The organism is Clostridioides sp. LIBA-6822 (genome assembly GCF_056688955.1).
This window is the reverse complement of record NZ_CP196995.1, coordinates 2,244,524-2,269,341: the sequence shown is the minus strand read 5'-3', so window position 1 is coordinate 2,269,341 and position 24,818 is coordinate 2,244,524. Positions and strand designations below refer to the sequence as shown.

At 27.4% G+C, this 24,818-nt stretch carries 25 protein-coding genes, 1 pseudogene and 1 other annotated feature; of the genes and pseudogenes, 15 read left to right on the top strand and 11 right to left on the bottom strand.

From position 1 onward, the window contains the following. Positions 1 to 19 precede the first annotated feature (19 nt). Together ACTG48_RS10965 and hcp are read left to right on the top strand one after the other, a co-directional pair. Positions 20 to 811 carry a class I SAM-dependent methyltransferase gene (locus ACTG48_RS10965; protein ID WP_479916864.1) on the top strand — a complete coding sequence of 264 codons (792 nt, stop codon included), beginning with the start codon at positions 20 to 22 and terminating at the stop codon, positions 809 to 811. Positions 812 to 1,466: 655 nt separating this feature from the next. Continuing rightward, a complete protein-coding gene (gene hcp / locus ACTG48_RS10960; RefSeq protein WP_479916863.1) occupies positions 1,467 to 3,125 on the top strand; it encodes a hydroxylamine reductase in 1,659 nt (552 codons plus the stop codon). Between the two features lie 49 nt (positions 3,126 to 3,174). Here the strand turns inward: hcp and ACTG48_RS10955 are convergent, their stop codons facing one another. Together ACTG48_RS10955 and ACTG48_RS10950 are read right to left on the bottom strand one after the other, a co-directional pair. Next, positions 3,175 to 3,390, bottom strand: a complete 216-nt coding sequence (locus ACTG48_RS10955) for a helix-turn-helix domain-containing protein (RefSeq protein ID WP_021384856.1) — start codon at positions 3,388 to 3,390, stop codon at positions 3,175 to 3,177. 10 nt (positions 3,391 to 3,400) lie between these two features. Continuing rightward, positions 3,401 to 3,868 (bottom strand): DUF2975 domain-containing protein, encoded by a 468-nt coding sequence (locus ACTG48_RS10950; RefSeq protein WP_021384855.1) that lies wholly within the window; start codon positions 3,866 to 3,868, stop codon positions 3,401 to 3,403. A gap of 278 nt (positions 3,869 to 4,146) precedes the next feature. On the opposite strand from ACTG48_RS10950, the gene ACTG48_RS10945 reads away from it, so the two are divergent. After that, positions 4,147 to 4,353 carry a DUF2975 domain-containing protein gene (locus tag ACTG48_RS10945; protein WP_052328881.1) on the top strand — a complete coding sequence of 69 codons (207 nt, stop codon included), beginning with the start codon at positions 4,147 to 4,149 and terminating at the stop codon, positions 4,351 to 4,353. A 156-nt stretch (positions 4,354 to 4,509) separates the two neighbouring features. Here the strand turns inward: ACTG48_RS10945 and ACTG48_RS10940 are convergent, their stop codons facing one another. Further along, positions 4,510 to 5,208: an alpha/beta hydrolase gene (locus ACTG48_RS10940; RefSeq protein ID WP_479916862.1), complete on the bottom strand. Its 699-nt coding sequence runs from the start codon at positions 5,206 to 5,208 to the stop codon at positions 4,510 to 4,512. Positions 5,209 to 5,464: 256 nt separating this feature from the next. Here ACTG48_RS10940 and ACTG48_RS10935 point away from each other — a divergent pair, with 256 nt between their 5' ends. Next, positions 5,465 to 6,022: a TetR/AcrR family transcriptional regulator gene (locus ACTG48_RS10935; RefSeq protein ID WP_021384878.1), complete on the top strand. Its 558-nt coding sequence runs from the start codon at positions 5,465 to 5,467 to the stop codon at positions 6,020 to 6,022. Positions 6,023 to 6,316: 294 nt separating this feature from the next. Here ACTG48_RS10935 and ACTG48_RS10930 read toward each other — a convergent pair whose 3' ends face one another. Next, positions 6,317 to 6,793, bottom strand: a complete 477-nt coding sequence (locus ACTG48_RS10930; protein WP_479916861.1) for a GNAT family N-acetyltransferase — start codon at positions 6,791 to 6,793, stop codon at positions 6,317 to 6,319. Between the two features lie 295 nt (positions 6,794 to 7,088). On the opposite strand from ACTG48_RS10930, the gene ACTG48_RS10925 reads away from it, so the two are divergent. The 8 genes from ACTG48_RS10925 (at position 7,089) to ACTG48_RS10890 (ending at position 15,418) form a co-directional block, all read left to right on the top strand. Then, complete coding sequence (locus ACTG48_RS10925) at positions 7,089 to 7,853, top strand: YoaP domain-containing protein (RefSeq protein WP_479916860.1); 765 nt, start codon at positions 7,089 to 7,091, stop codon at positions 7,851 to 7,853. A 242-nt stretch (positions 7,854 to 8,095) separates the two neighbouring features. Then, positions 8,096 to 8,596: a GNAT family N-acetyltransferase gene (locus tag ACTG48_RS10920; RefSeq protein WP_021384842.1), complete on the top strand. Its 501-nt coding sequence runs from the start codon at positions 8,096 to 8,098 to the stop codon at positions 8,594 to 8,596. Between the two features lie 80 nt (positions 8,597 to 8,676). Next, positions 8,677 to 8,888 (top strand) — a binding site (T-box leader). A 252-nt stretch (positions 8,889 to 9,140) separates the two neighbouring features. Then, entirely contained in the window at positions 9,141 to 10,175 is a 1,035-nt protein-coding gene (gene argC / locus ACTG48_RS10915; protein ID WP_479916859.1) for an N-acetyl-gamma-glutamyl-phosphate reductase, read from the top strand. Between the two features lie 41 nt (positions 10,176 to 10,216). Then, a complete protein-coding gene (gene argJ / locus ACTG48_RS10910; RefSeq protein ID WP_479916858.1) occupies positions 10,217 to 11,434 on the top strand; it encodes a bifunctional glutamate N-acetyltransferase/amino-acid acetyltransferase ArgJ in 1,218 nt (405 codons plus the stop codon). 14 nt (positions 11,435 to 11,448) lie between these two features. Then, a complete protein-coding gene (argB, locus tag ACTG48_RS10905) occupies positions 11,449 to 12,309 on the top strand; it encodes an acetylglutamate kinase (RefSeq protein WP_021384875.1) in 861 nt (286 codons plus the stop codon). Positions 12,310 to 12,360: 51 nt separating this feature from the next. Next, entirely contained in the window at positions 12,361 to 13,548 is a 1,188-nt protein-coding gene (locus tag ACTG48_RS10900; protein ID WP_479916857.1) for an aspartate aminotransferase family protein, read from the top strand. A gap of 103 nt (positions 13,549 to 13,651) precedes the next feature. Further along, positions 13,652 to 14,674 carry an ornithine carbamoyltransferase gene (argF, locus tag ACTG48_RS10895; RefSeq protein ID WP_021384857.1) on the top strand — a complete coding sequence of 341 codons (1,023 nt, stop codon included), beginning with the start codon at positions 13,652 to 13,654 and terminating at the stop codon, positions 14,672 to 14,674. 126 nt (positions 14,675 to 14,800) lie between these two features. After that, a complete protein-coding gene (locus ACTG48_RS10890) occupies positions 14,801 to 15,418 on the top strand; it encodes a nuclear transport factor 2 family protein (protein WP_479916856.1) in 618 nt (205 codons plus the stop codon). A gap of 190 nt (positions 15,419 to 15,608) precedes the next feature. Here ACTG48_RS10890 and ACTG48_RS10885 read toward each other — a convergent pair whose 3' ends face one another. From ACTG48_RS10885 to ACTG48_RS10855, 7 genes and pseudogenes are all read right to left on the bottom strand, one after another. After that, complete coding sequence (locus ACTG48_RS10885; RefSeq protein ID WP_021384841.1) at positions 15,609 to 16,307, bottom strand: aspartate/glutamate racemase family protein; 699 nt, start codon at positions 16,305 to 16,307, stop codon at positions 15,609 to 15,611. Positions 16,308 to 16,472: 165 nt separating this feature from the next. After that, positions 16,473 to 17,690 (bottom strand): M20 family metallo-hydrolase, encoded by a 1,218-nt coding sequence (locus ACTG48_RS10880; protein WP_021384865.1) that lies wholly within the window; start codon positions 17,688 to 17,690, stop codon positions 16,473 to 16,475. Between the two features lie 185 nt (positions 17,691 to 17,875). Further along, positions 17,876 to 18,076: pseudogene (locus tag ACTG48_RS10875) on the bottom strand (GNAT family N-acetyltransferase); the annotation flags it as partial. Positions 18,077 to 18,088: 12 nt separating this feature from the next. Continuing rightward, positions 18,089 to 18,289 carry a hypothetical protein gene (locus tag ACTG48_RS10870; RefSeq protein WP_021384870.1) on the bottom strand — a complete coding sequence of 67 codons (201 nt, stop codon included), beginning with the start codon at positions 18,287 to 18,289 and terminating at the stop codon, positions 18,089 to 18,091. Positions 18,290 to 18,785: 496 nt separating this feature from the next. Beyond that, the gene (locus tag ACTG48_RS10865; protein WP_021384849.1) at positions 18,786 to 19,424 is read right to left on the bottom strand and encodes an ABC-2 transporter permease; all 639 of its coding nucleotides are present in this window, start codon (positions 19,422 to 19,424) and stop codon (positions 18,786 to 18,788) included. Then, entirely contained in the window at positions 19,424 to 20,287 is an 864-nt protein-coding gene (locus tag ACTG48_RS10860) for an ABC transporter ATP-binding protein (RefSeq protein ID WP_479916855.1), read from the bottom strand. Before ACTG48_RS10860 ends, ACTG48_RS10865 begins: the two co-directional genes overlap by 1 nt. Beyond that, entirely contained in the window at positions 20,284 to 20,658 is a 375-nt protein-coding gene (locus ACTG48_RS10855) for a GntR family transcriptional regulator (protein ID WP_021384840.1), read from the bottom strand. Before ACTG48_RS10855 ends, ACTG48_RS10860 begins: the two co-directional genes overlap by 4 nt. Positions 20,659 to 21,081: 423 nt before the next feature. Here ACTG48_RS10855 and ACTG48_RS10850 point away from each other — a divergent pair, with 423 nt between their 5' ends. From ACTG48_RS10850 to clpB, 3 genes are read left to right on the top strand one after another with little or no spacing between them, the layout of a single operon-like run. After that, positions 21,082 to 21,426, top strand: a complete 345-nt coding sequence (locus ACTG48_RS10850; protein ID WP_021384882.1) for a replication/maintenance protein RepL — start codon at positions 21,082 to 21,084, stop codon at positions 21,424 to 21,426. Between the two features lie 16 nt (positions 21,427 to 21,442). Next, positions 21,443 to 22,039: a hypothetical protein gene (locus ACTG48_RS10845; protein ID WP_021384862.1), complete on the top strand. Its 597-nt coding sequence runs from the start codon at positions 21,443 to 21,445 to the stop codon at positions 22,037 to 22,039. A gap of 36 nt (positions 22,040 to 22,075) precedes the next feature. After that, positions 22,076 to 24,670: an ATP-dependent chaperone ClpB gene (gene clpB, locus ACTG48_RS10840; protein ID WP_479916854.1), complete on the top strand. Its 2,595-nt coding sequence runs from the start codon at positions 22,076 to 22,078 to the stop codon at positions 24,668 to 24,670. Positions 24,671 to 24,818: the final 148 nt, after the last annotated feature.

The window sequence follows — 24,818 nt, the reverse complement described above, 5'->3', positions numbered from 1 at the left end:
AATATAGAAGAGGTGCAATATGAAAATAAACCAATACTTAATTGATTTTTACAATAATTATGATGAAGATAGTCGACTGGCATTAAAACATGGATCAGTTGAGTTCCTCACTACTATGCATTACATTGAGAAGTATATAAAGCCTGGCAACCACGTGCTTGAAGTCGGTGCTGGAACTGGACGATATTCTCACACACTGGCACGTCAAGGATATGACGTTGACGCGGTGGAGTTAGTAGAGCATAATATAGATATTTTCCATAAAAATACCCAATTAGGTGAAAATATAACCATTACTCAAGGGAATGCCATGGATTTATCTGCTTTCTCTGACAATGAATATGATATTACACTACTGTTAGGTCCGTTATACCATCTTTATAGCATAGAAGATAAACAACAAGCTCTGCGAGAGGCAATTCGTGTAACAAAACAGGGTGGTGTGATTTTTGCTGCATATGTCATATCTGATGGCTGTCTTCTTGACGAAGGATTTAAACGTGGCAATATAAATGTTACTGAATATATTGAACAAGGATTGATTGATTCTCTGACATTTGCTGCCAAGTCCAAACCAAAGGATTTATTTGAACTTGTACGTAAAGAAAATATTGATGATTTGATGTCTGTATTTCCTGTAACACGATTGCATTACGTCGCGACAGATGGCTGCACCTTATTTATGCGTGAATCAGTAGATGCGATGGACAACGACGCATTTGAATTATATTTGAAATACCATTTTGCTACTTGTGAACGTGAAGATTTATTAGGTATTACAAGCCATGCGATTGATATATTCAGAAAATAAGCATATGGATTTCAATTTACATGCACTATAAAGTATTAATAAAGAAAGTGTCATAATATATTTAAGAAAATAGCACAATACGTTTTTACTAAGTTACTTGTATTTATTAAGATAGTGGCATTTTTAGATTTGCTACTATCAAGTATACACTTAAAAACTTTAAATGGTATGAGTTCTGTATTAAACTGGACTCATACCATTTTTTACTTGAATACATTCATTATTGTAGAAATAAATATAATAATTTGTAAGTTTGACAATTTCATTTAGGCTATTTATATTAATTAAGTAGAGTATCATTACTTTAAGTTACCAAAAAAATATTCAATAAAAAAGAAAAAACTCTTTTAAAATAGTACTTTCTTTTTTATTGAATAGATAAAATTGTAATAACAAAATGAATGAAAATTATAATAATATAGGATAATTTAATTTAAATCTATAGAAAAAAATCTGAAAATTTTCATATAAAAATAATATTTAACAGCTAATTATCATCTGGTCAAATTTTATATTGCTAAAGTTAGTATATACTTCCTGAAAACTGTATGTTTTGTAAAAGAATACTTATATAGCTTGGAAGCTTTAATATAATTTTATAATCTATAACATATTTGGATAAACTATGTAATGATATAAAAGGAGGTATAAGCAAATGGAAAATTCTATGTTTTGCTACCAGTGCGAACAAACAGTAGGTGGAAAAGGATGTACCAAGATAGGTGTTTGTGGTAAAACACCAGAAATAGCAGCACTTCAAGATTTATTAATTTATCAGTTAAAAGGAATAAGCTGCTATGCTAAAGCTATTATAGACAATGGAGAAAAAATAGATAAAGAAATAGTTTCTTTTGTAGAAAATAGTCTGTTTACAACTTTAACGAATGTTAATTTTGATGGTGATGTTCATGAAGAGATGCTTAGAAAATCACAAGAGATAAAGCAAAAACTAAGAGAAAAAATTAAAGAACCTATTAAAAGTAATGAATATACTGAATATAATTTAAGTGATACAAGAAGTCAAATGTTAGAAGACGCTAAGAGAGCTGGAATAATGTTTGATGAGAGTTTAAATCCTGACATACGCTCACTTAGAATGACTATACTTTACGGATTAAAAGGTATAAGTGCTTATGGACATCAAGCTAGAGAACTTGGATATTATAATAATCAAGTAGATGAATTTTATTTTAGAGCATTATCAGCAATTACAGATGACGATATTTCTCTAGAAAATTTAATAACATTAACTCTTAAGACTGGAGATATGAGTGTTGCTGTAATGCAAAAACTAGATGAAGCTAATACTACTATTTATAAAAATCCAGAGCCTCATAAGGTAAATGTAAACATAAAAAAAGGTCCATTTATAATAGTATCAGGGCATGATTTAAAAGATTTAGAAATGTTACTTAAACAAACAGAAGGAAAAGGAATAAACATATATACTCATGGAGAAATGATTCCTTGTCATGGATATCCAGAATTAAATAAATACTCTCATTTAGTAGGTAACTTTGGAGGAGCGTGGCAAGACCAGCAAAAAGAGTTTGATTCTATACCAGGATGTATACTAATGACAACAAATTGTTTGATGAAACCTAGAGATTCTTATAAAGATAGAATTTTTACAACTAGTGTTGTTGGGTGGGATGGCGTAAAGTATATAGGTAAAAATGAAAATGGAGAAAAAGATTTTAGTGAAATAATAAATAAAGCACTAGAATTAGGTGGATTTAAGGAAAGTGAAGAGCCACACGAAATATTAGTTGGATTTGGACATAATGCGACATTAAGCAATGCACCTGCAATAATAGATGCAGTTAAGACTGGAAAGATAAGACATTTCTTCTTGATTGGAGGATGTGATGGTGCAAGACCTGGTAGAAACTATTATACAGAATTTGCTAAACAAGTTCCTGAAGATTGTATAATTCTAACTCTTGCATGTGGGAAATACAGATTTAATAAGTTGAATTTTGGGGAAGTGGCTGGATTACCTAGACTATTAGATGTTGGTCAATGTAATGATGCTTACTCGGCAGTAAGAATAGCCTTAGCTTTGGCTGATGCGTTTGACACAGATGTGAATAGTCTTCCTCTTTCAATAATATTGTCGTGGTATGAACAAAAAGCAGTAGCAGATTTATTGGCATTACTATCACTGGATATAAAAAATATTTATTTAGGACCAAGCTTACCAGCATTTATAAGTCCAAATGTACTACAGTATTTAGTTGACACATTTAATTTAATACCTATTAGTACTCCTGAAAAAGACTTAGCAACATGTCTAAATGTTCCAGCAAAATAATTAGAATTGTATATTATAATCAAAAAAGAGTGCTTTTAAACACTCTTTTTTAATCGTTTTCATCTTCTACATATTCAAGTATATCTCCTGGCTGACAGTCTAAAGCTTTACAAATTTCATTTAAAGTAGTAAATCTAATGGCTTTTGCTTTGCCAGTTTTTAAGATTGATAAATTAGCATTCGTAATGTCTATTTTTTCAGCTAAATCTTTAAGTGATATTTTTCTTTTTGCCATCATTACATCTAGATTAACTATAATTGCCATAACATCACCTCTATATCGTCAAGTCATTATCTTCTTTTATTTTTATAGCTTTATCAAATGTTTCAGCAATTACAAAACACATTAGTGCAAATATAAAAGAAATAATCATAAGTGGTGAAATACCCCCATTATCACTTCCAAAAATTATTATATTATTTGTATTCAAACTGTAGCCATTAATACATTCAATTATAGTATTTACTAATAAACAACACCCCATTATTTTAAATCTTTTTACATTTTCAAATATAAAAGGTGAGTATTTAGTACTATTAATTATAAATATTAAGAATAAAATAACTATAAAGTAGTCAGAAAAATATAGTATTCTTGCAATTAAGGTAATTAATTTGTCATAACTAAAATCATATAAAAACATAGGTATCATACACAAGAATATTATACCAGCAACACCTAAAATTGATAATATAAAATATAGAAATACTGATAAAATATTGCTAAAAAATCTTGTAATCATAAAATATTCTCTCCTTAACATAGATTATATTATTGATTATAATACATAATTTATTGTTTTTCAATAATAAATTGTTGATATAACATATAAAAGTATTATAATATATATTAAAAATAACACTATATAAGGTGGTAGGTTTATATGAAAAAGAATATAAATTTTAAAATACTAAATAATATTGTATTGATTAGAATAATTTTGATTTTATTATCACTTATTTTAGTGCTATTAGTACTAACACCATATTTTAAAAGTGGCGTGGCATTACAGATACGAATATGCCAACTGTCATATCAGTAGCTATATATATGTGTGCTATCCAATATGCTGTATCATTGTCTATATTAAAAAAATTATGTAAATTAGTAGCAATCAATAAACCATTTTCAAAAGAAATACCTAAAGACTTAAAAAAAATATCTGTATGTGCATTTAGTGAAATTTTTATATTTAATTTTGTAGTGTTAATATTATTGCTATGTTAATTAATTATTAGTGATTGCTTACGATTTTGTATATCTTCAAAGTTTTTAAATAATAATTAATTTATTGTCTATCTAATTATCTTAACAACCTAAAAATAAAATTAATTAAATAGACGTTGATAAATAATTTAATCATGATAATAATACTGTTATTTTTTATTTAAATAAAGCAACTATCCATTCATCTAAAGCATTTAATTCTTCTGGAGTGTTAAACCAGTGTTTGCTATTTTCCATAATAGTCAAACTGCAATTAAATTTTTGAGTAAATTTCTCTACAACACTGATTTCAGTAAGTTCATCATACTTACCATATAATATTTTTGTTGGTACATTCCATTGAGTAATAGGGTGTTGCTTTGCATATAACAGATATTCCCATGAAAGAGTATGTCCAAATGAAGTTGGAATAATTAGTTCATGTTTAAGTTGTTCTTCTGATACATTTGCCCAATTCATCATATTGGAAATGAGTTGTTGCATATCGAGAATTGGAGATACAAAAATACATTCCTCTAATTTCTCATTTTTAAAACTTAACATGCTAAACCATGCTCCAATGCTATTTGCATATAGTGAAACTTGGTTCCAATGGTATTTTGCATATTCCATAATACTCGATAACTCTGGAATAACATGCCAGGGGTCAAATGCATCATTTTCTTTTTTACGTTCTCCATGTTCAGGTAAATCTATACTTAAAACCTGATATTTATGATGAACAGCAATATTGGCAAAAGCTTCAGCTTCTTCTTTACGACCAGATTGTCCATGTATGTAAATATATAATTTACTTGAAGGATTTCCCAAAAGGATTGAAGGAATTCCATGAATTTGAAAATGTTTTTTTTCCATAAAAATCTCCTCTCAGTTTGATACATTAGTTATTTTTATTTAATCAAACTATAATTTGTATTGTAAAAATACAACCTAAGACAATACTAATTATATTAGGTTAAATACTAATTTAATTAGTATTATACTAAAACAGAATTAAACTGTCAATGTTTTATGAGAGTATAAAGTATTTTATAAGTTTCGATTATTGACGAAACTAATTAGATTAGCTAAACTAATAAAGTAATTAATTTTAAATGAAAGAGGGACAATTATGCGTGTTAATAGAGAAATAGTTGTACAAACTGCATCAGATATAGCTGATAAAAATGGGCTTAACAAGGTTTCTTTAAAAGTTGTTGCAGAAAATATAGGTATACGTACACCATCTTTATACAATCATATAGAAAGTCTAGATGACCTATTGCTTGAAATAGCTCATAAGGGAATGAGAGAAATGAATAATCAGATGATAAAGGCAGCTATTGGCAATTTTGGAGATACAGCTATAAAATGTATAAGTATTGCATATTTTAATTTTATAATTACTCATCCTGGTGTTTATGAAACTATTCAATGGGCCACTTGGCATGGAAATAATGAAACATTAGAAATCTTTGATGAATATAAATCTTTATTAGAAAAACTTATTCTTTCTTGTAATCTAAAAATAAAGAAAACAGATGAAGTATTAAATTTAATAATGAGTGTACTTCATGGTTATTCGACTTTACAGCTTGGAAAAGCACTTATGAGTCAAGAAGAAGCCATAAAAGGTTTAATTGATTCTATTGATACTGTGCTATCAGGTATTCACAAAAAATATGATTAAGTAGGAAAGTCTTAGAACGATATGATAATATAATAAATGTTTAATGTTATATATTTATTGGCAGATTATAAAGAAGTAATAATAAAATATTTCTACTGTATATATATAAAATTATTAGTTTAATAGTTAATTTGACATATTAAAAGGATATAAAAAAATAAATTAGTGCTCTCTAGTAGTAAGATTTTTAAAGTGTATTATTAAAACAGAAAAAAGATGGTGTTATTTTTAAGTCTTAATAAAAAGCAAAGCTATTAAAAAATATTTAATAGACTTTGCTTTTTGTTTAATTTATTATATTAACAATTTCATAGGTGTAAAACGTATACCATCAGTAGTTTGCTCAACCTCAGTATCTTTAAACCCTAATTTGTGATAAATTTCAACAGCATAAGGTGATGAATTTACAGTTATTTCAGTTAAATTGATTTTATTATAAATACAATATTCTATTCCTGTAGCCATTAATTTTTTTGCAACGCCACGTTTATGATAATTTTTATCTACAAATAGCATACATATATGATTTAAGTCTCTAATAGCTAAGACTCCAATTAGTCTTTCACAATCAAAGCAGCCCCAAAAGAAGAGTGATTTTTCTTTGACTTTTTCAATAATAGAGTTATATTCTATAAATTCATGAAATGACCTAATTCCTTCATCACAATAATCTGGAGACTCAAACTCTTCAAATACATTCCATATTAAATCTAATGCATTTCTAATATCTTTTTCTTTTAATTCTCTTATTAAATATTCTTTACAAATCACAAACAACACCTCTATTATTAAAAATTTTTACTATAAGTATATACCTTAAATATATTCAATTCAATACAATTTATTTTATAAATTTAGAATATTATGATAATATATAATTTATATACAATATAGGCTAGATTATGCAATTTATTTAAACATACAATTTAGCAATTCAAATAAATCTAAAATGATGTTTTTTTAAATAAGTATATATATGACATAAGAGTGTCTTATTTAAAATGATAAAATAAAAATATATAAATTATATTTATAAACTATTATGTAATTGGAAAAGGAGATAAGTATGCAAATTATTGATATAAATATGAATAATATTGACAATGAACATATATGCTGTTCAATTTCTGAAAAAAAAGGGGAAAATTGTGTCTTTTCTAAAAAACTTTGGATGAAAAATAATTTTGATAGAGGTCTTGTATTTAAACGACTTGATGTCAGAGGCAAAGCTTTTATAGAATATATTCCATCAGAAAATGCATGGTGCCCTATCATTGCAGATAATTATATGTTTATTGACTGTTTTTGGATATCTGGAAAATTTAAAGGGCAAGGATATTCTAATCTATTGCTACAGGAATGTATAGCTGATGCAAAATTAAAAGGAAAGTATGGATTAGTTGTGCTTTCATCTAGTAAAAAAATGCCATTTTTATCTGATGCTAAATATCTAAAATATAAGGGATTTTGTTTAGCAGACATAACAGAGCCAAATTATGAGTTATTGTACTTCCCATTTAATGATAATGCTCCTATCCCATATTTTAAAGATTATGTGAAACAAAGAAAATTAAACGAAAATAGTATAGTTTTATATTACAGTAACCAATGTCCACACACAGAAAAATATGCTCCTATTTTGAAGAAAATCGCAAATTCTAGAGGTATAGATGTAAATCTCATAAAATTTGAAACAGCAAAGGAAGCACAAAATGCTCCAGCCCCATTTACTACATACAGTCTTTTTTTTAATGGTGAATTTATAACTAATGAGATACTATCTGAGAAAAAGATTGAAAAATTATTAGATAGCAAAATTAAAAAAATTTAACTAAAGAGTGATATAAATATTTTAATTTGAAATTATCGTATTTTATAATTTAATATATTTTGAATGTTTATTAAATTGATATATGATAGTATAAAACAATATAGTATTAGGAGGTGATGAATATGAAAAGACTCTTTAAACAGATTAGAATGTATTTAAACAATAACAGAAAGATTATCATTGTGTCTGATTAAGAGTTTTTTGATAATAATTATAGTCTTTCTTTTAAAAAGGAGAGAAAAATGATATTAAAAACAAAAAGATTAACTTTAATTCCACTATCACTTCGTCAACTTGAGCTTTGGATTTTTGATAATTCAAAACTAGAAAAAGAATTAAACTGCATTTATTGTGCAGAACCAATGACTGAATTTTTTTATGATATTGTAAAAGGACAACTAAATATTGCTAATAAAGATAAAAAAAATATACTATTTTATACATTTTGGTTTATTATGTTAAATGAAAATCGCACAATTATAGGTCTAGTTGATTTTAAAGATATACCAAATTCTTATGGTGAAATTGAGATTGGCTATGGCTTAGGTGACAATTATAAAAAGCAAGGATACATGACAGAAGCTGTTGAAAAAATGTGTGATTGGGGTTTAAGTCAACCAAATATTTCTTCTATAATAGCTGAAACTGACATTAAAAATATTGATTCACAAAATGTTTTATTGAGATGTGGATTTAAATTATATCGCAATTTGGATACAAAATGGTGGAAATTAAATATATAGAAAAAATTTCCAAAATTTTATAAATTATATTGACAAAGCTAAAAAAATAAACTATTATATAAAACAATAAGAAAATAAATTGAAATTCTATGAAAAAGAGAGTAGCATAAAAGTAATTGATAGAGAGCTGGGAATGGTGGAAGCCTGGTAATGAATTTTATTGTGAATAGAGCTTTGGAGGAGGTTACCAGAATTAATAGTATGGTAATTGGTGAGTCTCGCCTTAAGAGATTAGAGTGGGTAAGATTATCTTATCAATTAGAGTGGTAACGCGGATGTATTCGTCTCTTGGTCTTTGACCAAGAGGCTTTTTTAATTTTAAGAATTCATTTGCAGATACTTTTTAAATTGATTTATAAGGATTATTATAATTTTACCAATAAGAGTGGTACCGCGGAAATTCGCCTCTTAGTATTTACAATGCTAAGGGGCTTTTTGTTTTATTTGGAAGATTTTAATTTATATATTATCAAATGATTATTATATGATAAAAAATAAAAATAGGATTCGAATACTATTTTAATATAAAAATGGAGGGAATAAAATGAGTAAAATAAAAGCTGGGATTATTGGTGCAACTGGATATGTGGGAGCAGAATTGCTAAGATTATTAATAAATCATGATAAAGTCGAAGTGACAGCGATAGGCTCAAATTCGTATGTAGGGAAAGATATAGTTGAGGTATACCCAAGTATAGGCTATAAAAATAGCATGATATGTATAGAAAATGAAAAAGTTATTGACATGTGTGATGTTGTATTTACTGCTCTTCCACATGGAGTTAGTGAAAAATTTGCAATAAAAGCAATTGACTCTAAAAAGAAAGTCATAGATTTAGGTGCTGACTTTAGAATAAAAGATGAAGAAATATATAATGAGTGGTATGGAGTATCTTTTATAGATAAAACTTTACATAAAAAAGCTGTCTATGGATTAAGTGAAATATATAAAGATGATATAAAAGATGCTAATATAATTGCAAATCCGGGATGTTATCCTACTAGTATTTCTTTACCACTGATGCCATTATTAAGTTCTAAGTTAATAAAATGTAATAATATAATAATCGACTCTAAATCAGGTCTAACAGGGGCTGGTAGAGAATTATCAATTAGTAGTCACTTTACTGAAGTTAATGAAAATATAACTGCATATAAAATAGGTAAACATAGACATACTCCAGAAATAGAACAAAACTTAAGTGAAGCATATAAAGAAAAAGTAAATGTAGTTTTTACACCAAATTTAATTCCAGTAAATAGAGGAATACTATCAACTATATATTGCGTAAGAGAAGATAATATTTCTATAAATCAGATACACAAGAAATTAACTGATTATTATGAATATAAAGAATTTATAGAAGTTCTTCCATTAGGCAAAGTAGTTTCTCTAAAGAATGTTAAGTTATCAAATAAATGTGCAATATCATTGCATGAAAATGGAGATACATTGATAATTTGCTCAGCCATAGACAACATGATTAAAGGAGCAGCAGGACAAGCTATACAAAACATGAATATAATGTTTGGTATTGACGAAACTACAGGTTTAAAAAATATAGCACCATCATTTTAGGAATGAAAAAATACTAAACTCATACAAATAGGAGGATAAAGATGGAGATTATAAAGGGTGGAGTTACAGTTTCAGAAGGATTTTTTGCTTCAGGAATTCACTGTGGCTTGAGAAAAAATAAAGAAAAAAGAGATTTAGCCTTGGTTTATTCAGATGTTTTATGTGATGCAGCGGCAGTAGTTACTCAGAATAAAGTAAAAGGAAACCCTGTTTATGTGACACAGGAACACATTAAAAATGGAAAAGCACAAGCTATCATAGTCAATAGTGCCAATGCTAATACCTTTAATGGTAAAGAAGGACTTATAAATGCTCATAAAATGGCTAAATTCACTAGTGAAAAATTAAATATTAAGGAAAATGATGTTTTAGTTGCATCTACAGGTGTTATAGGAAAACCATTAAACATAGATTTGATAGAAGAAAATATGGATGAATTAGTAAATAATCTAAGTAAACAAGGTCATATAGGAGCAAGAGAAGCTATTATGACGACTGACATTATAAAAAAAGAAATAGCAGTAGCAATAATGTATGGAGATAAAAAAATAACTATTGGAGGAATGGCAAAAGGCTCAGGTATGATACATCCTAATATGGCTACAACTTTAGGATTCATAACTACTGATGCAAATATTGATGGAGCTTTATTAAAAGAAGCCTTAAAGATAGCTGTTGATAAGAGCTTCAATAGAGTTAGTGTAGATGGAGACACAAGTACTAATGATATGGTAATGATTCTAGCAAATGGAAAAGCAAAAAATGAGAAGATGAGCAAAAAGGATGAACATTATCAAGTATTCTTAAGTGCACTTACATATGTTTGTATAGAACTTGCTAAACTCGTTGCTAAAGATGGAGAAGGATGTACAAAACTAATTGAATGTTATATAAATGGAGCATTAAGTGAAGAACATGCAGTAAAATTAGCAAAAACAGTTATATCTTCTTCACTAGTAAAAACAGCTGTGTTTGGAGCTGATGCAAACTGGGGAAGAATATTATGTGCTTTAGGATATGCAGGTGAAGAAATAGACATGGAAAAAGTGGATATTATTTTTGAGAGTATGAAGGGGTATATTGAAGTATGCAAAAATGGCAATGGGCTAGATTTTAATGAAGAAAAAGCAAAAAAAATTCTTGAAGATGATGAGATAAGCATCTTAGTAAATTTAAATATGGGAAATGCTCGAGGAAATGCATGGGGATGTGATTTAAGCTACGATTATGTAAGAATAAATGGAAGTTATAGAAATTAGGAGGAAATATTTTAATGATTAATATAGAAAAAGCAAATACACTTATAGAAGCTTTACCATATATAGAAAAACATCAAGGTAAGACTATTGTAGTTAAGTATGGTGGAAGTGCAATGAAAAAAGATGGTTTAAAAGAATCTGTTATGGAAGACCTTGTACTAATGAGTTATGTTGGAATCAATATAGTTTTAGTACATGGTGGAGGGGCCGAAATTAATAAAATGTTAGCAAAAGTAGATATAGAAAGTAAGTTTGTAAATGGGCTTAGATATACAGATGAAGAGACTATGGAAGTTGTAAAAATGGTACTTGCTGGTAAAGTGAATAAAGATTTGGTTAATAAAATACATACAAAAGGTGGAAAGGCAGTGGGACTTTGTGGAATAGACAATAATATGCTTTTATGTGACCCATATAAAAACTATGAACTTGGATTCGTAGGTGAAATCAAAAAAGTAAATGTGGAACTTATAGAATCTTGTTTAAAGTCAGGTTATATTTCAGTAATTGCTACTATAGGAGTTGGAGAAGATGGAGAAACTTATAATATAAATGGGGATACAGCAGCTTCTGCAATAGCTAAGGAGTTAAATGCAGATAAATTGATACTCCTTACAGATGTACCTGGTCTATTAAGACAGCCAGATGAAGAAAAATCATTAATAACAGAAGTTATACTAGAGGATGTAGACAAATTATTTGGAGAAGGGATAATTACTGGAGGTATGATACCTAAAATACATAGCTGTGTAGATGCTTTAAATAATGGAGTAAATAGAGTACATATTTTGGACGGAAGAGTTCCTCATTCTATAATAACAGAATTATTTACTGATAGTGGTATAGGAACATTAATAAGAAAAGAAAATGAATAAAAATGAAAGTAATATATAAGAAAATTATAAATTTAAGAAGGGATGATAAGAATGAATAGCAACAATACAATTTCAAAATGGAATGAATATTTTATAGATACATATAGTCAACCTAATTTTGTTATAGATTATGGTAAAGGAAGTTGTTTTTTTGATACTGATGGTAATAAGTATATAGATTTTACAAGTGGATACGGAGTATCTTCTCTTGGATATAGCAATAATAGTCTAAAAAATGCTCTAAAGGAGCAAGTAGATAAGCTACTTCATACTTCAAATTTATATTTTAATGAACCAGTATTATATGCTGGAGAGAAAATAATTAATGCAAGTGGAATGGATAAAGTATATTTTTGTAATTCTGGAACAGAAGCAAATGAAACAGCATTTAAAATAGCCAGAAAGTATAGTAGTGATAAGTATGGTGAAGGTAGAGGAACCATTATAAGTTTGAAAGACTCTTTTCATGGTAGAACAATGATGTCTTTGATGGCAACTGGTATGGATAAATATCATAAGTATTTTTATCCACTTCCCAAAGGTTTTAAGTATATAGAAAGAAATAATATTGAAGACTTAAAAAATAACATAGATTCAAGTGTTTGTGCAATAATTCTAGAAGCAATTCAAGGTGAAGGTGGAGTTAATGTGCTTGAAAAAGACTATGTTTTGGAACTAGTAAAAATATGCAGAGAAAAAGACATAGTATTGATTTTTGATGAAGTTCAATGTGGTATAGCAAGAACTGGTAAGTTTTTTGGATATGAATACTTTGATGTAAAACCAGACATAGTTACAGTAGCGAAAGGGCTGGGAGCAGGAATACCAATAGGTGGAGTAATAGTAAATGGAAAACTTTCAAAAGTACTAGGAAAAGGGGACCAAGGTACAACATTTGGAGGCAATTTATTAGCTATGGTAGCGGCTTCAGTTGTATTAGATGAGATATCTAAAGAAGGTTTTTATAAAGAGGTAACAGAAAAAGGGGACTACATAAGAAAATCTATTGAGGATTTTAATAGCAAGATTGTACTAAACACAAAAGGTCTTGGTTTGATGATAGGAATTGAAACTAGTGTTGAATCTAATATCATAGAAGAGAAAGCTAGAAAAAAAGGATTGCTTATTTTGACTGCTGGTAAAAATGTATTAAGATTTTTGCCACCATTAACAATTAGTTACAAAGAAATAAATGAGGCTCTTAAAATTTTAAAAGATATACTACTAGAAATTAACTAAATATTCAAAAATAAATAATTAAAATAAGTAATTAAGATATATAAAATAAATAACTCGCAAATTTAATTAACTTTAAAAAGTTTACAAAAAGGGGAGAATTAATATGAATAATATAAGTTTAAAGGGAAAGAGTTTTTTAACATTAAAGGATTTTACAAAAGAGGAGATTAGATATTTATTAACTTTATCTAGTTATTTAAAAACTAAGAAAAAGGTTGGCATAAAAGGAGATTTATTACAAGGAAAAAATATAGCTTTATTGTTTGAGAAAACATCAACAAGAACTAGATGTTCATTTGAAGTAGCTGCTCATGATGAAGGAGCACATGTAACTTATCTAGGTCCTAATGATTGTCATATGGGAAAAAAAGAGTCTGTATCTGATACAGCAAAAGTCTTAGGAAGATTTTATGATGGAATAGAATTTAGAGGATTTAAACAGAAAACAGTTGAAAGCTTAGCAAAATATTCTGGTGTACCTGTTTGGAATGGACTTACAGATGAATATCATCCAACACAGATACTTGCAGACTTTTTGACAGTGATTGAAAATGTAGATAAGGATTTGAATAAAGTTAAATTTGTGTACGTTGGTGATGCTAGAAATAATATGGGGAACTCATTAATGATAGGGTGTGCTAAAATGGGAATTCATTTTGTAGCACTTGCACCTAAAGAACTTTGGCCAGATGAAGAATTAGTTAAAGATATGAAGGAAATAGCTAAGAAATCTAAGGGAGATATAATATTGACAGAAAATATTGATGATGTAAAAGGTGCAGATGTTATATATACAGATGTATGGGTTTCTATGGGAGAAGAAGAACAATATGAAACAAGAATAAATCAACTTAAGAGTTATCAAGTAAATATGGAGATGATAAAGAAAACAGAAAATGAAAATGTTATATTTTTACACTGCCTTCCAGCATTCCATGACTTAGAAACTAAAGTTGCTCAAGAAATTTATGAAAAGTTTGGATTATCAGAGCTAGAGGTTACAGATGAGGTATTTAATTCAAAATATTCAAAGGTATTTGAAGAAGCCGAAAATAGAATGCATACTATAAAAGCAGTTATGGTTTCTACTATGACTGATGTAGATATGAACAACAGTTTAGTATAGATATTTTTTATTCTAGCTCTTGATTTAAGAAAAATGCATAAAATATTCTAAATATATTATTCAAAAACTCTTATTATATGTTAAAATAACTTATGTATCAACAAATTAAGAGGGAGGATTTGAGATATGAAAAAAATCATATTAGTTTTAACAACTTTTTTATTGGCAATATCTTTAACAGCATGTTCAAGTGCAAAACCAGAAGATACAGTTGATAGTTTTTTCAACAGTGCAAAGAAGTTTGACTTTGAAGGCATGAATAAGGTAATGGAAAATAATGACGAGAAATATAAAGATATATTAAAAGAACTAGACACAAAAGACCCAAATGCACAGTATGTTTTAGATTATCTAAAACAGAATGCATCTAAAATCACATATACAATAAAAGATAGTGAGATTAAAGATAATAAGGCAACAGTAAAAGTAGAGTGTAAATTTGTAGATTCAACACCATTACTTAAAGAGATAGTAGCTGAAGCATTTACAAAGATGCTTGGTATGAGTTTTTCAGGGCAAGACTTAACTGATGAGAAAACAACTGAAATGTTAGTATCAATTATGAAAGAAAAACAAAAAAGTGTTAAAGAGACTTATGTAACAAAAACTGTAGAGCTTGAATGTTCTAAAAAAGATAATAAATGGATAATAAGTTCAGTTAATGATGCAGTAGCTGATGTATTATTATCTAATCTTGTTACAGCAGGACAAGATTTATCTAATTCTATGGGTACTATTCAGTAGTATAAACTTAAGTTTAATAGATATAAAAATATTTAAAAAGGATACCAGTATTGGTATCCTTTTCTATTAAAATACTATAATACATGGTCAAATTTTATATCATCAAGGAACTATAATATAAAACTATAAGTTCATATTTTTTAAACTAAACAAACACACGTATATTTTATAAAATATAGTATCTAAAAATTTATTTAGCTAGCTTTAGATATTTGTTGATAGCTGCTTCAGCTAAACATTTTGATGAATCAATAATATTAATTGAAGAATGGGATTTTTCAAAAACTACATTTAAGTCAGTACAAGCAATTATTACATTTTCAATAGATTCTTTTTTCACATCTTCAATAAGTTCATTCCAAATATCAATATTATATGGATTTCCTTTATCTGTTTTTATACTTTGAATAAGAGTATTTAATTTTGTCTGCCACTCATCTTTAAATATAAACTCATGTCCATTATGTAGTATGCCATCTTGATAAATTTTAGATTCAAATGTTGAATTAGTTGAAAAAAGAGTTACTTTTTGTGGGATAATAGGAAGTTTCTTAACTGTTTCTTCTACAATATTTAACAAAGGTATATTAATTGATTTTTTTAATTCTTTAAAGTATATATGTGCTGAATTACATGGCATAGCAATAAAACTTACTCCAATTGATTCAAGTTTTTGTAACCCATCAATAATAGTTTTTTTCATAAGTTCGTGATTTATTGGACGGTCAATATAAAATGGAGTAGGTAATGAATATATCATCATCTTTGGGAACTCATCATCATATTTTGCACCATACTGAGATTGACATTCATCAATAACTAAATCCATAAAGGGAGCAGTTGACCTTGGACCCATTCCAGCTAAAATTCCAATTAATTTTTCATTCATAAAAATTATCTCCTTAAATATATATTTTTATATTAGGTATAAAATATCAAAACTTATTCTATAAGAGTATAAAAGTCTGTTTTTATAATAGATAATATTATACAATTATATAGTATAAGGTTAGTAGTGATAATATGTTTTTACTTGTATATTTTTGATATAAAATTATTTTAAATCGAGATTATCTAATATTTTTAGAAATATTTTTATAGCAGTATCTAAGTCATCTACAGAAACACTTTCATCAGGATTATGACTTATACCTCCAGCACATCTTATAAACACCATTCCAATGTCAGTTATATTGTCCATTTCTTGAGCATCATGACCAGCTCCACTGTAAATATAAAAAGGATTAAGATTTAAATCTATAAAACTTTTTTCTATAGTTTTAGTTATTTTATTGGAACATGGTACAGGAACATTTTCAAAAGAAAGTTCGCTTTCATAATTAAGTTTTCTATTCTCACATATATGAGATATTTCGTTGAATATCTTTTCTACTGAGCTATCAAGAACTTCTTGAGAACAAGAACGTACGTCGAGAGTAAATTCCACTCTTTCAGGTACTACATTTGATGAAGATGGATAGAAATTCATCTTTCCAACAGTAGCAACTAAATTAGTAGTCATTTTAGCTATATTTTCAATGGCTAATACACATTCACAGGCACAACATCCAGCATCAAATCTCATATCCATTGGTAGTGTACCAGCATGACCAGATTTACCATTTACTGTTATCTTAAAACTTTTAAATCCTGTAATACTTGATACAATTCCAGCGGGAAGAGATTTATTTTCTAAGACAGGCCCTTGCTCGATATGAAATTCTAAATATGCATCTATATCTTTTCTAGGATGTAAATTTATCAAGTTTTTAGTATTAAATCCAAACTTTGTTACAGCTTCTTCAAGTGTAATTCCGTTTTCATCAACAGATTTAAGAAGCTCCTCTTTAAAAGTACCAGCAAAAACTTTACTTCCCATTAAAGATGTTTCAAATCTAGTTCCTTCCTCTTCAGCGAAGGCAACTAGCTTAATGTTGAAAGGATAAGACTTATTATTATTTTTTGACTCTTCAAGTCCAACTAGAGGAACTATTATTCCTAGCATACCATCAAATATACCTCCACATTTTACACTATCTTGATGAGATGCAACTACTAATGTAGGGGCATTTGGAGTATTAGATTTATATGTACCTATAACATTTCCAATATCATCAATTTCAATATCAAGATTCAAATCTTTCATCCATGAACTTATTAAATCAATAGATTTTTTATGTTCATCAGTTAATATGAGTCTTGTAAGACCATTTGTTGTTGAACTTATTTTTCCTAATGTTTGCAGATAATTCATACATTTTTGACCTAGCATGTGTACCTCCTAAATATGTGTTTTTTTATTTTAGATAATATTAGCTTTTATACTATAATTTATGAATTTTCAAATAGTTTTATATGTACAATGAAATCATATTTTTCAATGTTAACAATGACATAAAAATATAAATAAAAAGGGTATAAGCTTTAAATGAAAAACACTAAATGAAATTTTCCTGATTATAGTACTTTTGTAAAGAAATATCTCTTTCCAGTCAAGGGATAATTTTCGAGTGCAAATACTTTATTGTATCCAAACTTCTCATAAAATTTAGGAGCTTGAAAACTGAATGTATCTAAAAAAGCATATTTACAACCTCGTTCTTTAGCAATTTTTTCAGTAGTATGTAAAAGTTGACTTCCAATACCTTTATATCTAAGCTTTTCACTAACCTATAAGTATTTTATAGAAAGCCAATTACCATGAGTAACACCTATTAATCCTGCAAGAATCTGACCTGTTTTATCTCGAGTATATATTCCTAAATCTACTGGATTTTTATCCTCAAGATTAGCAAGGTTATATTTTAATAATCCTTGAAAAATAACATCTTCATCTTGCTTTTCTACTTTTTCTGTAATTTCTAATTTCATGCTTGAATTGTCTCCTTATACAATCTTTTATCTATTTTCATTTTTTATCGATATCAATTGAAATACTCTAGTTTAATATTATTCTAATAGTCATTTATGCTGATGTCAAATTAAGAAAATTTATGTTTAACTTTATATTGTAAAGATTAAAATTTTTTAAAAAAAAATAGAGCTTTAATTCTATTAATAATGACTAATAAATTTAGTAATTTTGGATATTAAGTATTAAAATAATTTAATTTACTGTGTATAAGAATTATTTTTAAACATAGTCTTGTTTTTAGATTCAAGAATGTAATTAATAATTAAATTTATATGAAAATCATGTTGCAAGAACATACTGATAAAAGAGTAAAGTATTATTAAAGATAAATATTTAAAATAAAATACCTAGTAGATATAAAATGTAAAAATAAAATACTATCAAAACAAAATTGATAGTATTTTTAATAAAATCTTACTTAAACAGTTTTAATAAAAACTCACATAAAATATCTTATATTTCTTTTTTGCTATAAATTTTTGATGATATAAAATATGAAATCACAAATAGCAATATAGCAATAAATGGAATAGAATATAATAGTGTATTAAGCATAATTTCTAGTGAAAGAGGTGAACTAATACTTTCTAAAATATTTTTAGAAACTAATAAAAGTAATGTTGGAACTAAAAAACATAAAATCATTAATACACGAGCTCTTTCTGTACCAAATTTGTAAACAAGTGGTAAGATAAGACTACCAAAACATATTGAAATAGATAAGACTAATGCATTAATAAGTAGAGTTTCACCTAATATAAAATTATGTTTAAAATAACCAATAATGATACTAAGTATAAGTGAAACCAATACACCTATAAAGCTAAATATTAACATAGTCAGATATTTACTTAGTACAATATCATTACGTTTAATCGGCATTGTAAGTACATAACTATCCCATTTATTCAGGTCATCATATGAGAATGTTGAAACAATCATTGTTGTACATAGGACTACAATAATACCTACAAGGTTATTAGCATCTCCACCTCCAAAAGAAGATATAAGCCCAAACATAATTACAAATAAAAGTAGAAATTTTATATTACCTTTTAAATTAATTAAATCTTTTAAAATTAGACCTTTCATTATTTATCACCTCTCACATAAAATAACATAATTTCTTCTATAGACGTATTATCGACTACAAAGTTTGGATGTTTTGCTATAAATCTATATTTATCATTAAGAAGTACTTCATATCCAAATTGGCTTTTACGATAATATGAATAATCTTCTTTTGAAATATTATCAAAATCACTAGGTTTACATTTTAAAATTCCCATATTATTAATTAATTCATCCTTGTTTTCACTAAAGACTATATTACCTTTATGTATAAATGTAATATAGTCTGCTATTTTATCTAAGTCACTTGTAATATGTGAAGATAAAATAATAGAGTGTTCTTCATCTTGTATAAAATCTAAAAATATATCCAGTATTTCTTCACGAACAATAGGGTCAAGTGAACTAGTTGCTTCATCCAGTATTAATAATTTTGGATTATGTGATAAAGCTACAGCGATACTAAGTTTCATTTTATTACCCTTTGAAAATTCCTTAATTAGTTTATTCTCTGGAACTCTCAACTTTTTTAAATAGTCTTTGAATAGTGCATGATTCCAATTTTTATAGATTTTACTCATAATTTTTGATACATTATCTAGATTTAAATTTTCATGAAAATTACTTCCCTCAAATACTACACCAATTTGTTCTTTAATTTCTTTTTCATTTTTTTTGTTATCAAGACCAAATATTTCTATATTTCCACTATCATAAGAAATTAAATTTAAAATTGCTTTTAATGTAGTCGTTTTTCCTGCACCATTTTCACCTACAAATCCCATTATGCTTCCTTTTGGTACTGAAAAAGATACATTTTGTAGACTAAAATCTTTATAAGTTTTATTTAAGTTTTTTATAGTTATTGCATCCATAATTATCATTCTCCCTTATATAATAAAAGTAAAATATCTTTTAACTCGTCATATGTAATACCACTACTTTTAGCTGTATCAACTGCTTTTTGTAGGTACTCTTCAATTAAACGAAATTGCTCTTCTTTCACAAAATCCATGTTTTTACTAGATACAAAGCTACCTTTACCAGTAACTGTCTCAATAAATCCGTCACGTTCTAAATCACTATATGCTCGTTTTGTAGTAATTACGCTTATTCTAAGTTCCTTTGCCAATAGTCTCATACTTGGAAGAGCTGAGCCTTCTGGCAATTCTCCACTTATAATCATACTTTTAATTTGTGTAGTAATTTGTTCATATATTGGCTTTCCACTTGAATTACTAATAACTATATTCAACAAGACACCTCCTTAAATTGTATATATAGTATATACACATTATATAAATATATATATAATATGTCAACTGTTTTTAGAAAAAAAGTAATTCTAAATATTATGTGTTTGATAAAAGGAGTTTATAAGAGACTAGTTTTTCAAATATATTAAAATTTTTTTAAAAAAATTTATAAATATTATTAAAAAATCTTACCAATAAATTGGAAATACTAACTTAAAAAAATAGTAAAGTTTAGCTTATAGATAAACAAAAGTTTACTTAATAGATAAACTTTTTGCATTTTCGCTTTTGACATACATATTTTTTTGTAATATATTTATATTATCAATTAGAGGTAAGGAGAGTGATAAGAGATATTTAATTTAGATAAGACATTAAAAAAAGACCTAAATCAGGAATATACAGAGAGTAAAGATTTAGTTATGAATAAAAGTAAATATATGAATATTTGCTTTAAGAATTATATTAAAGTAGTAGAGGGAATGTATACTAAAAGAGATTTAATTCCATTAAGATTAATAAACTCTATGGATAAAAATAATAAGATTAGAAAAACACTACATGAATTATCTTGTGAACTTGAATATCCAAAAACTTCTTTATCTTCATTGTTTACAGAGCTGAAAAAAATGGATTTTTTACAGAGAGTGAAAAATGGTGAGTATATGATAAATCCGCATATAGCTTATAAAGGTAGTAGAGCTGATAAAGAAAGTTTATTAGCAGAATATAATCAGATAAAAAGACCTGATAAGGTTAGTAAATAAGGAAGAAGGTTTTTATATGAGTTTAAAACTTGATAGAAATGTTCTACAGTGGTTTGATTATGTATTTGAGAATGAAAAAACTAGTTTAAGACACTACAATTTTGATTGCACACTAAAAGAGATTAGTCGTGCTAGTTTAAATAGAGTAGCTTTTATATTAGAAAAAAATAATTCTAGGTACTGGAAGCTTTATTTTGAAATACCAGCCGAAGTCACTTTAAAACTTAAACAAAACATTCATCCTTTATTTAGGGAGTATATATATGAACAAATATCACTGTATAACGATAATCAAATTTACAATTTTGTAAATTCAAACATATTAAAAGTGTTTAACAATATTGCTATTTATCAATATAATATTTTAGAAAATCTATATACTATTGATTTTAGAAAGAGTTTTATAGATAAATGTCAATATTTATTAATTGGTGAAAAAAGACTTATAGATGAAGATTTATACTTAAGAGCAAAATCAAAAGAAGTATTTGATTTTTTTAATTCAGATGAAACTTTCAATCTAACATTAAGTTTTGACATACAAAAAAATGAGAATCTACTCGATAGTCTTTTGGAGCTTAGGAAATCAATAATCATAAATGAGAGAATTTAATTTATTTGGATATAATATTAAAATGGAGGGATTTATATGGACGTAGAAAAAATGACTTTAAGAGTTCAAAAAAGTTTAAATGAGGCTTATAATGAAGCAGTAAAAAATCATAACCAACAAGTAGATGTAATTCATCTTTTTTCAGCACTTATTAATCAAGAAGATGGATTAATACCAAATATAATCGAAAAAATGAATATATCAATTGATTCTTTGAGAAATACTGTAAACTTTGAACTGGATAAGCTTCCAAAAGTATATGGAGAAGGCGCTGACTCACAAGGAGTATCAGCCACTAGAAAAATAAATGAAGTACTAATAAAGGCAGAGAGTATTTCTAAAGAATTTAAAGATTCATATATAAGTGTAGAGCATGTCATGCTTGCAATGATGGAAACAGAATCAAAATCAGTTGTTGGTAAAATATTAAAACAGTATAATATAAATAAAAATGATTTTTTAAATGTTTTATCACAAGTTAGAGGGAGCCAAAGAGTCGAAACACAAGACCCAGAAGGGACATACGATGCACTTGCTAGATATGGAACAAATTTAGTAGACTTAGCTAAGAAAAATAAATTAGACCCTGTAATTGGAAGAGACGAAGAAATAAGAAGAATTATAAGAATTTTATCAAGAAGAACTAAAAATAATCCTGTGTTAATTGGTGAGCCAGGTGTAGGTAAAACTGCAATTGTTGAAGGGCTAGCAGAAAGAATCGTAAGAGGAGATGTGCCAGAAGGATTAAAAGACAAAATTGTATTCTCGCTTGACATGGGGGCTTTAATTGCTGGTGCAAAATATAGAGGCGAATTTGAAGAAAGATTAAAGGCAGTTTTAAAAGAAGTTCAAAGTTCTGATGGAAAGATTATATTATTTATAGATGAGATTCATACTATAGTTGGAGCTGGTAAAACAGAAGGTTCAATGGATGCAGGTAATCTTATTAAGCCTATGCTTGCAAGAGGTGAGTTAAATTGTATTGGTGCAACTACTTTTGATGAATATAGAAAATATATAGAAAAAGATAAGGCACTTGAAAGACGTTTTCAGCCTGTAATTGCAGAAGAACCTACAGTTGAAGACACAATATCTATACTTAGAGGTTTGAAAGAAAGATTTGAAATACACCATGGAGTAAGAATACATGATAATGCTATTGTAGCAGCAGCAAAACTTTCTCATAGATATATACAAGACAGATTTTTACCAGATAAAGCAATTGACTTAATTGATGAAGCAGGAGCTATGATTCGTAGTGAAATAGATTCATTACCAACTGAATTAGATGTTGTTAGAAGAAAGTTGTTTATGCTAGAAACTGAAAGAGAAGCATTACTTAAAGAAAATGATGATAAGAGTAAGTCAAGACTAGATGATATTCAAAAAGAAATAGCAGAATTAAAATCTAAAAATGATGAAATGACTGCTAAATATGAGAAAGAAAAGAGTCAAATATTAGATATTAAGAACTTAAAAGCACAATTGGATGAGGCTAAAGGCAAAGCTGAAAAATATGAAAGAGAATATGATTTTAATAAAGCAGCAGAGGTTAAGTATGGTGAAATACCTAAATTGGAAGAACAGATAAAGAAATACGAAGAAAGTATGAAAGATGGTTCTGAAAATTCACTTTTAAAGGAAGAGGTTACTGAAGAAGAAATCTCTAGTATTGTATCAAAGTGGACAGGGATACCAGTAACTAAACTAGTTGAAGGTGAAAGAGAAAAATTACTTAAACTAGAAGAAGAACTTCACAAGAGAGTCATAGGACAAGATGAAGCAGTTACAGCAGTTTCAAATGCAGTAATACGTGCAAGAGCTGGTCTAAAAGATGAAAGAAAACCAATTGGTTCATTTATTTTCTTAGGACCTACAGGTGTTGGTAAAACTGAACTTGCAAAAACTCTTGCTAGAAACTTATTTGATAGTGAAGATAATATAATTAGAATTGACATGTCTGAATACATGGAAAAACATGCTGTATCAAGATTGGTTGGACCTCCTCCAGGATATGTAGGATATGAAGAAGGTGGGCAACTTACAGAAGCAGTTAGACGTGCTCCTTATTCTGTAATATTATTTGATGAGATAGAAAAAGCACATGAGGATGTGTTTAACATGTTCTTACAGATATTGGATGATGGTAGACTTACTGATAATAAAGGTAAGACTGTAGACTTCAAAAATACTCTTATAATAATGACTTCTAATATAGGCAGCAATTATCTATTAGAAGCAGGAGGAAATATAACAGAGACTACTAACAACTTAGTAATGAATGAAATGAAACACAGATTTAAACCTGAGTTTTTAAATAGAGTAGATGATATTATAATGTTTAAGCCTCTAGACCAAGAAAATATCAAGAAAATTATAGATATATTTATGACAGACTTAAAAAATAGATTAAAAGAAAAAGATATTACTATTGAGGTTACAGATTCAGCTAAAGATGTTATGGTGAGAGAGGGGTATGACCCTGTATATGGAGCAAGACCTCTTAAGAGATATATAGGAAATACTTTAGAAACTGTAATTGCAAAGAAGCTTATTGCTGGAGAAGTGTATAATGGATGTACTATAGTTATAGATGGAAAAGATGAAAATATTGACGTTTTAGTTAAATAATAAAAAAGAAGCAGGGTATAAGATATCAAATATTTTACCTGCTTCTTTTTTATTTACAAACTATAATAAGATATATGCTTTGTCAAACTAATAAGAATATTTTTAAATCAATATATTCAAACTAAATCTGATTCAAAGTCAGTATTTA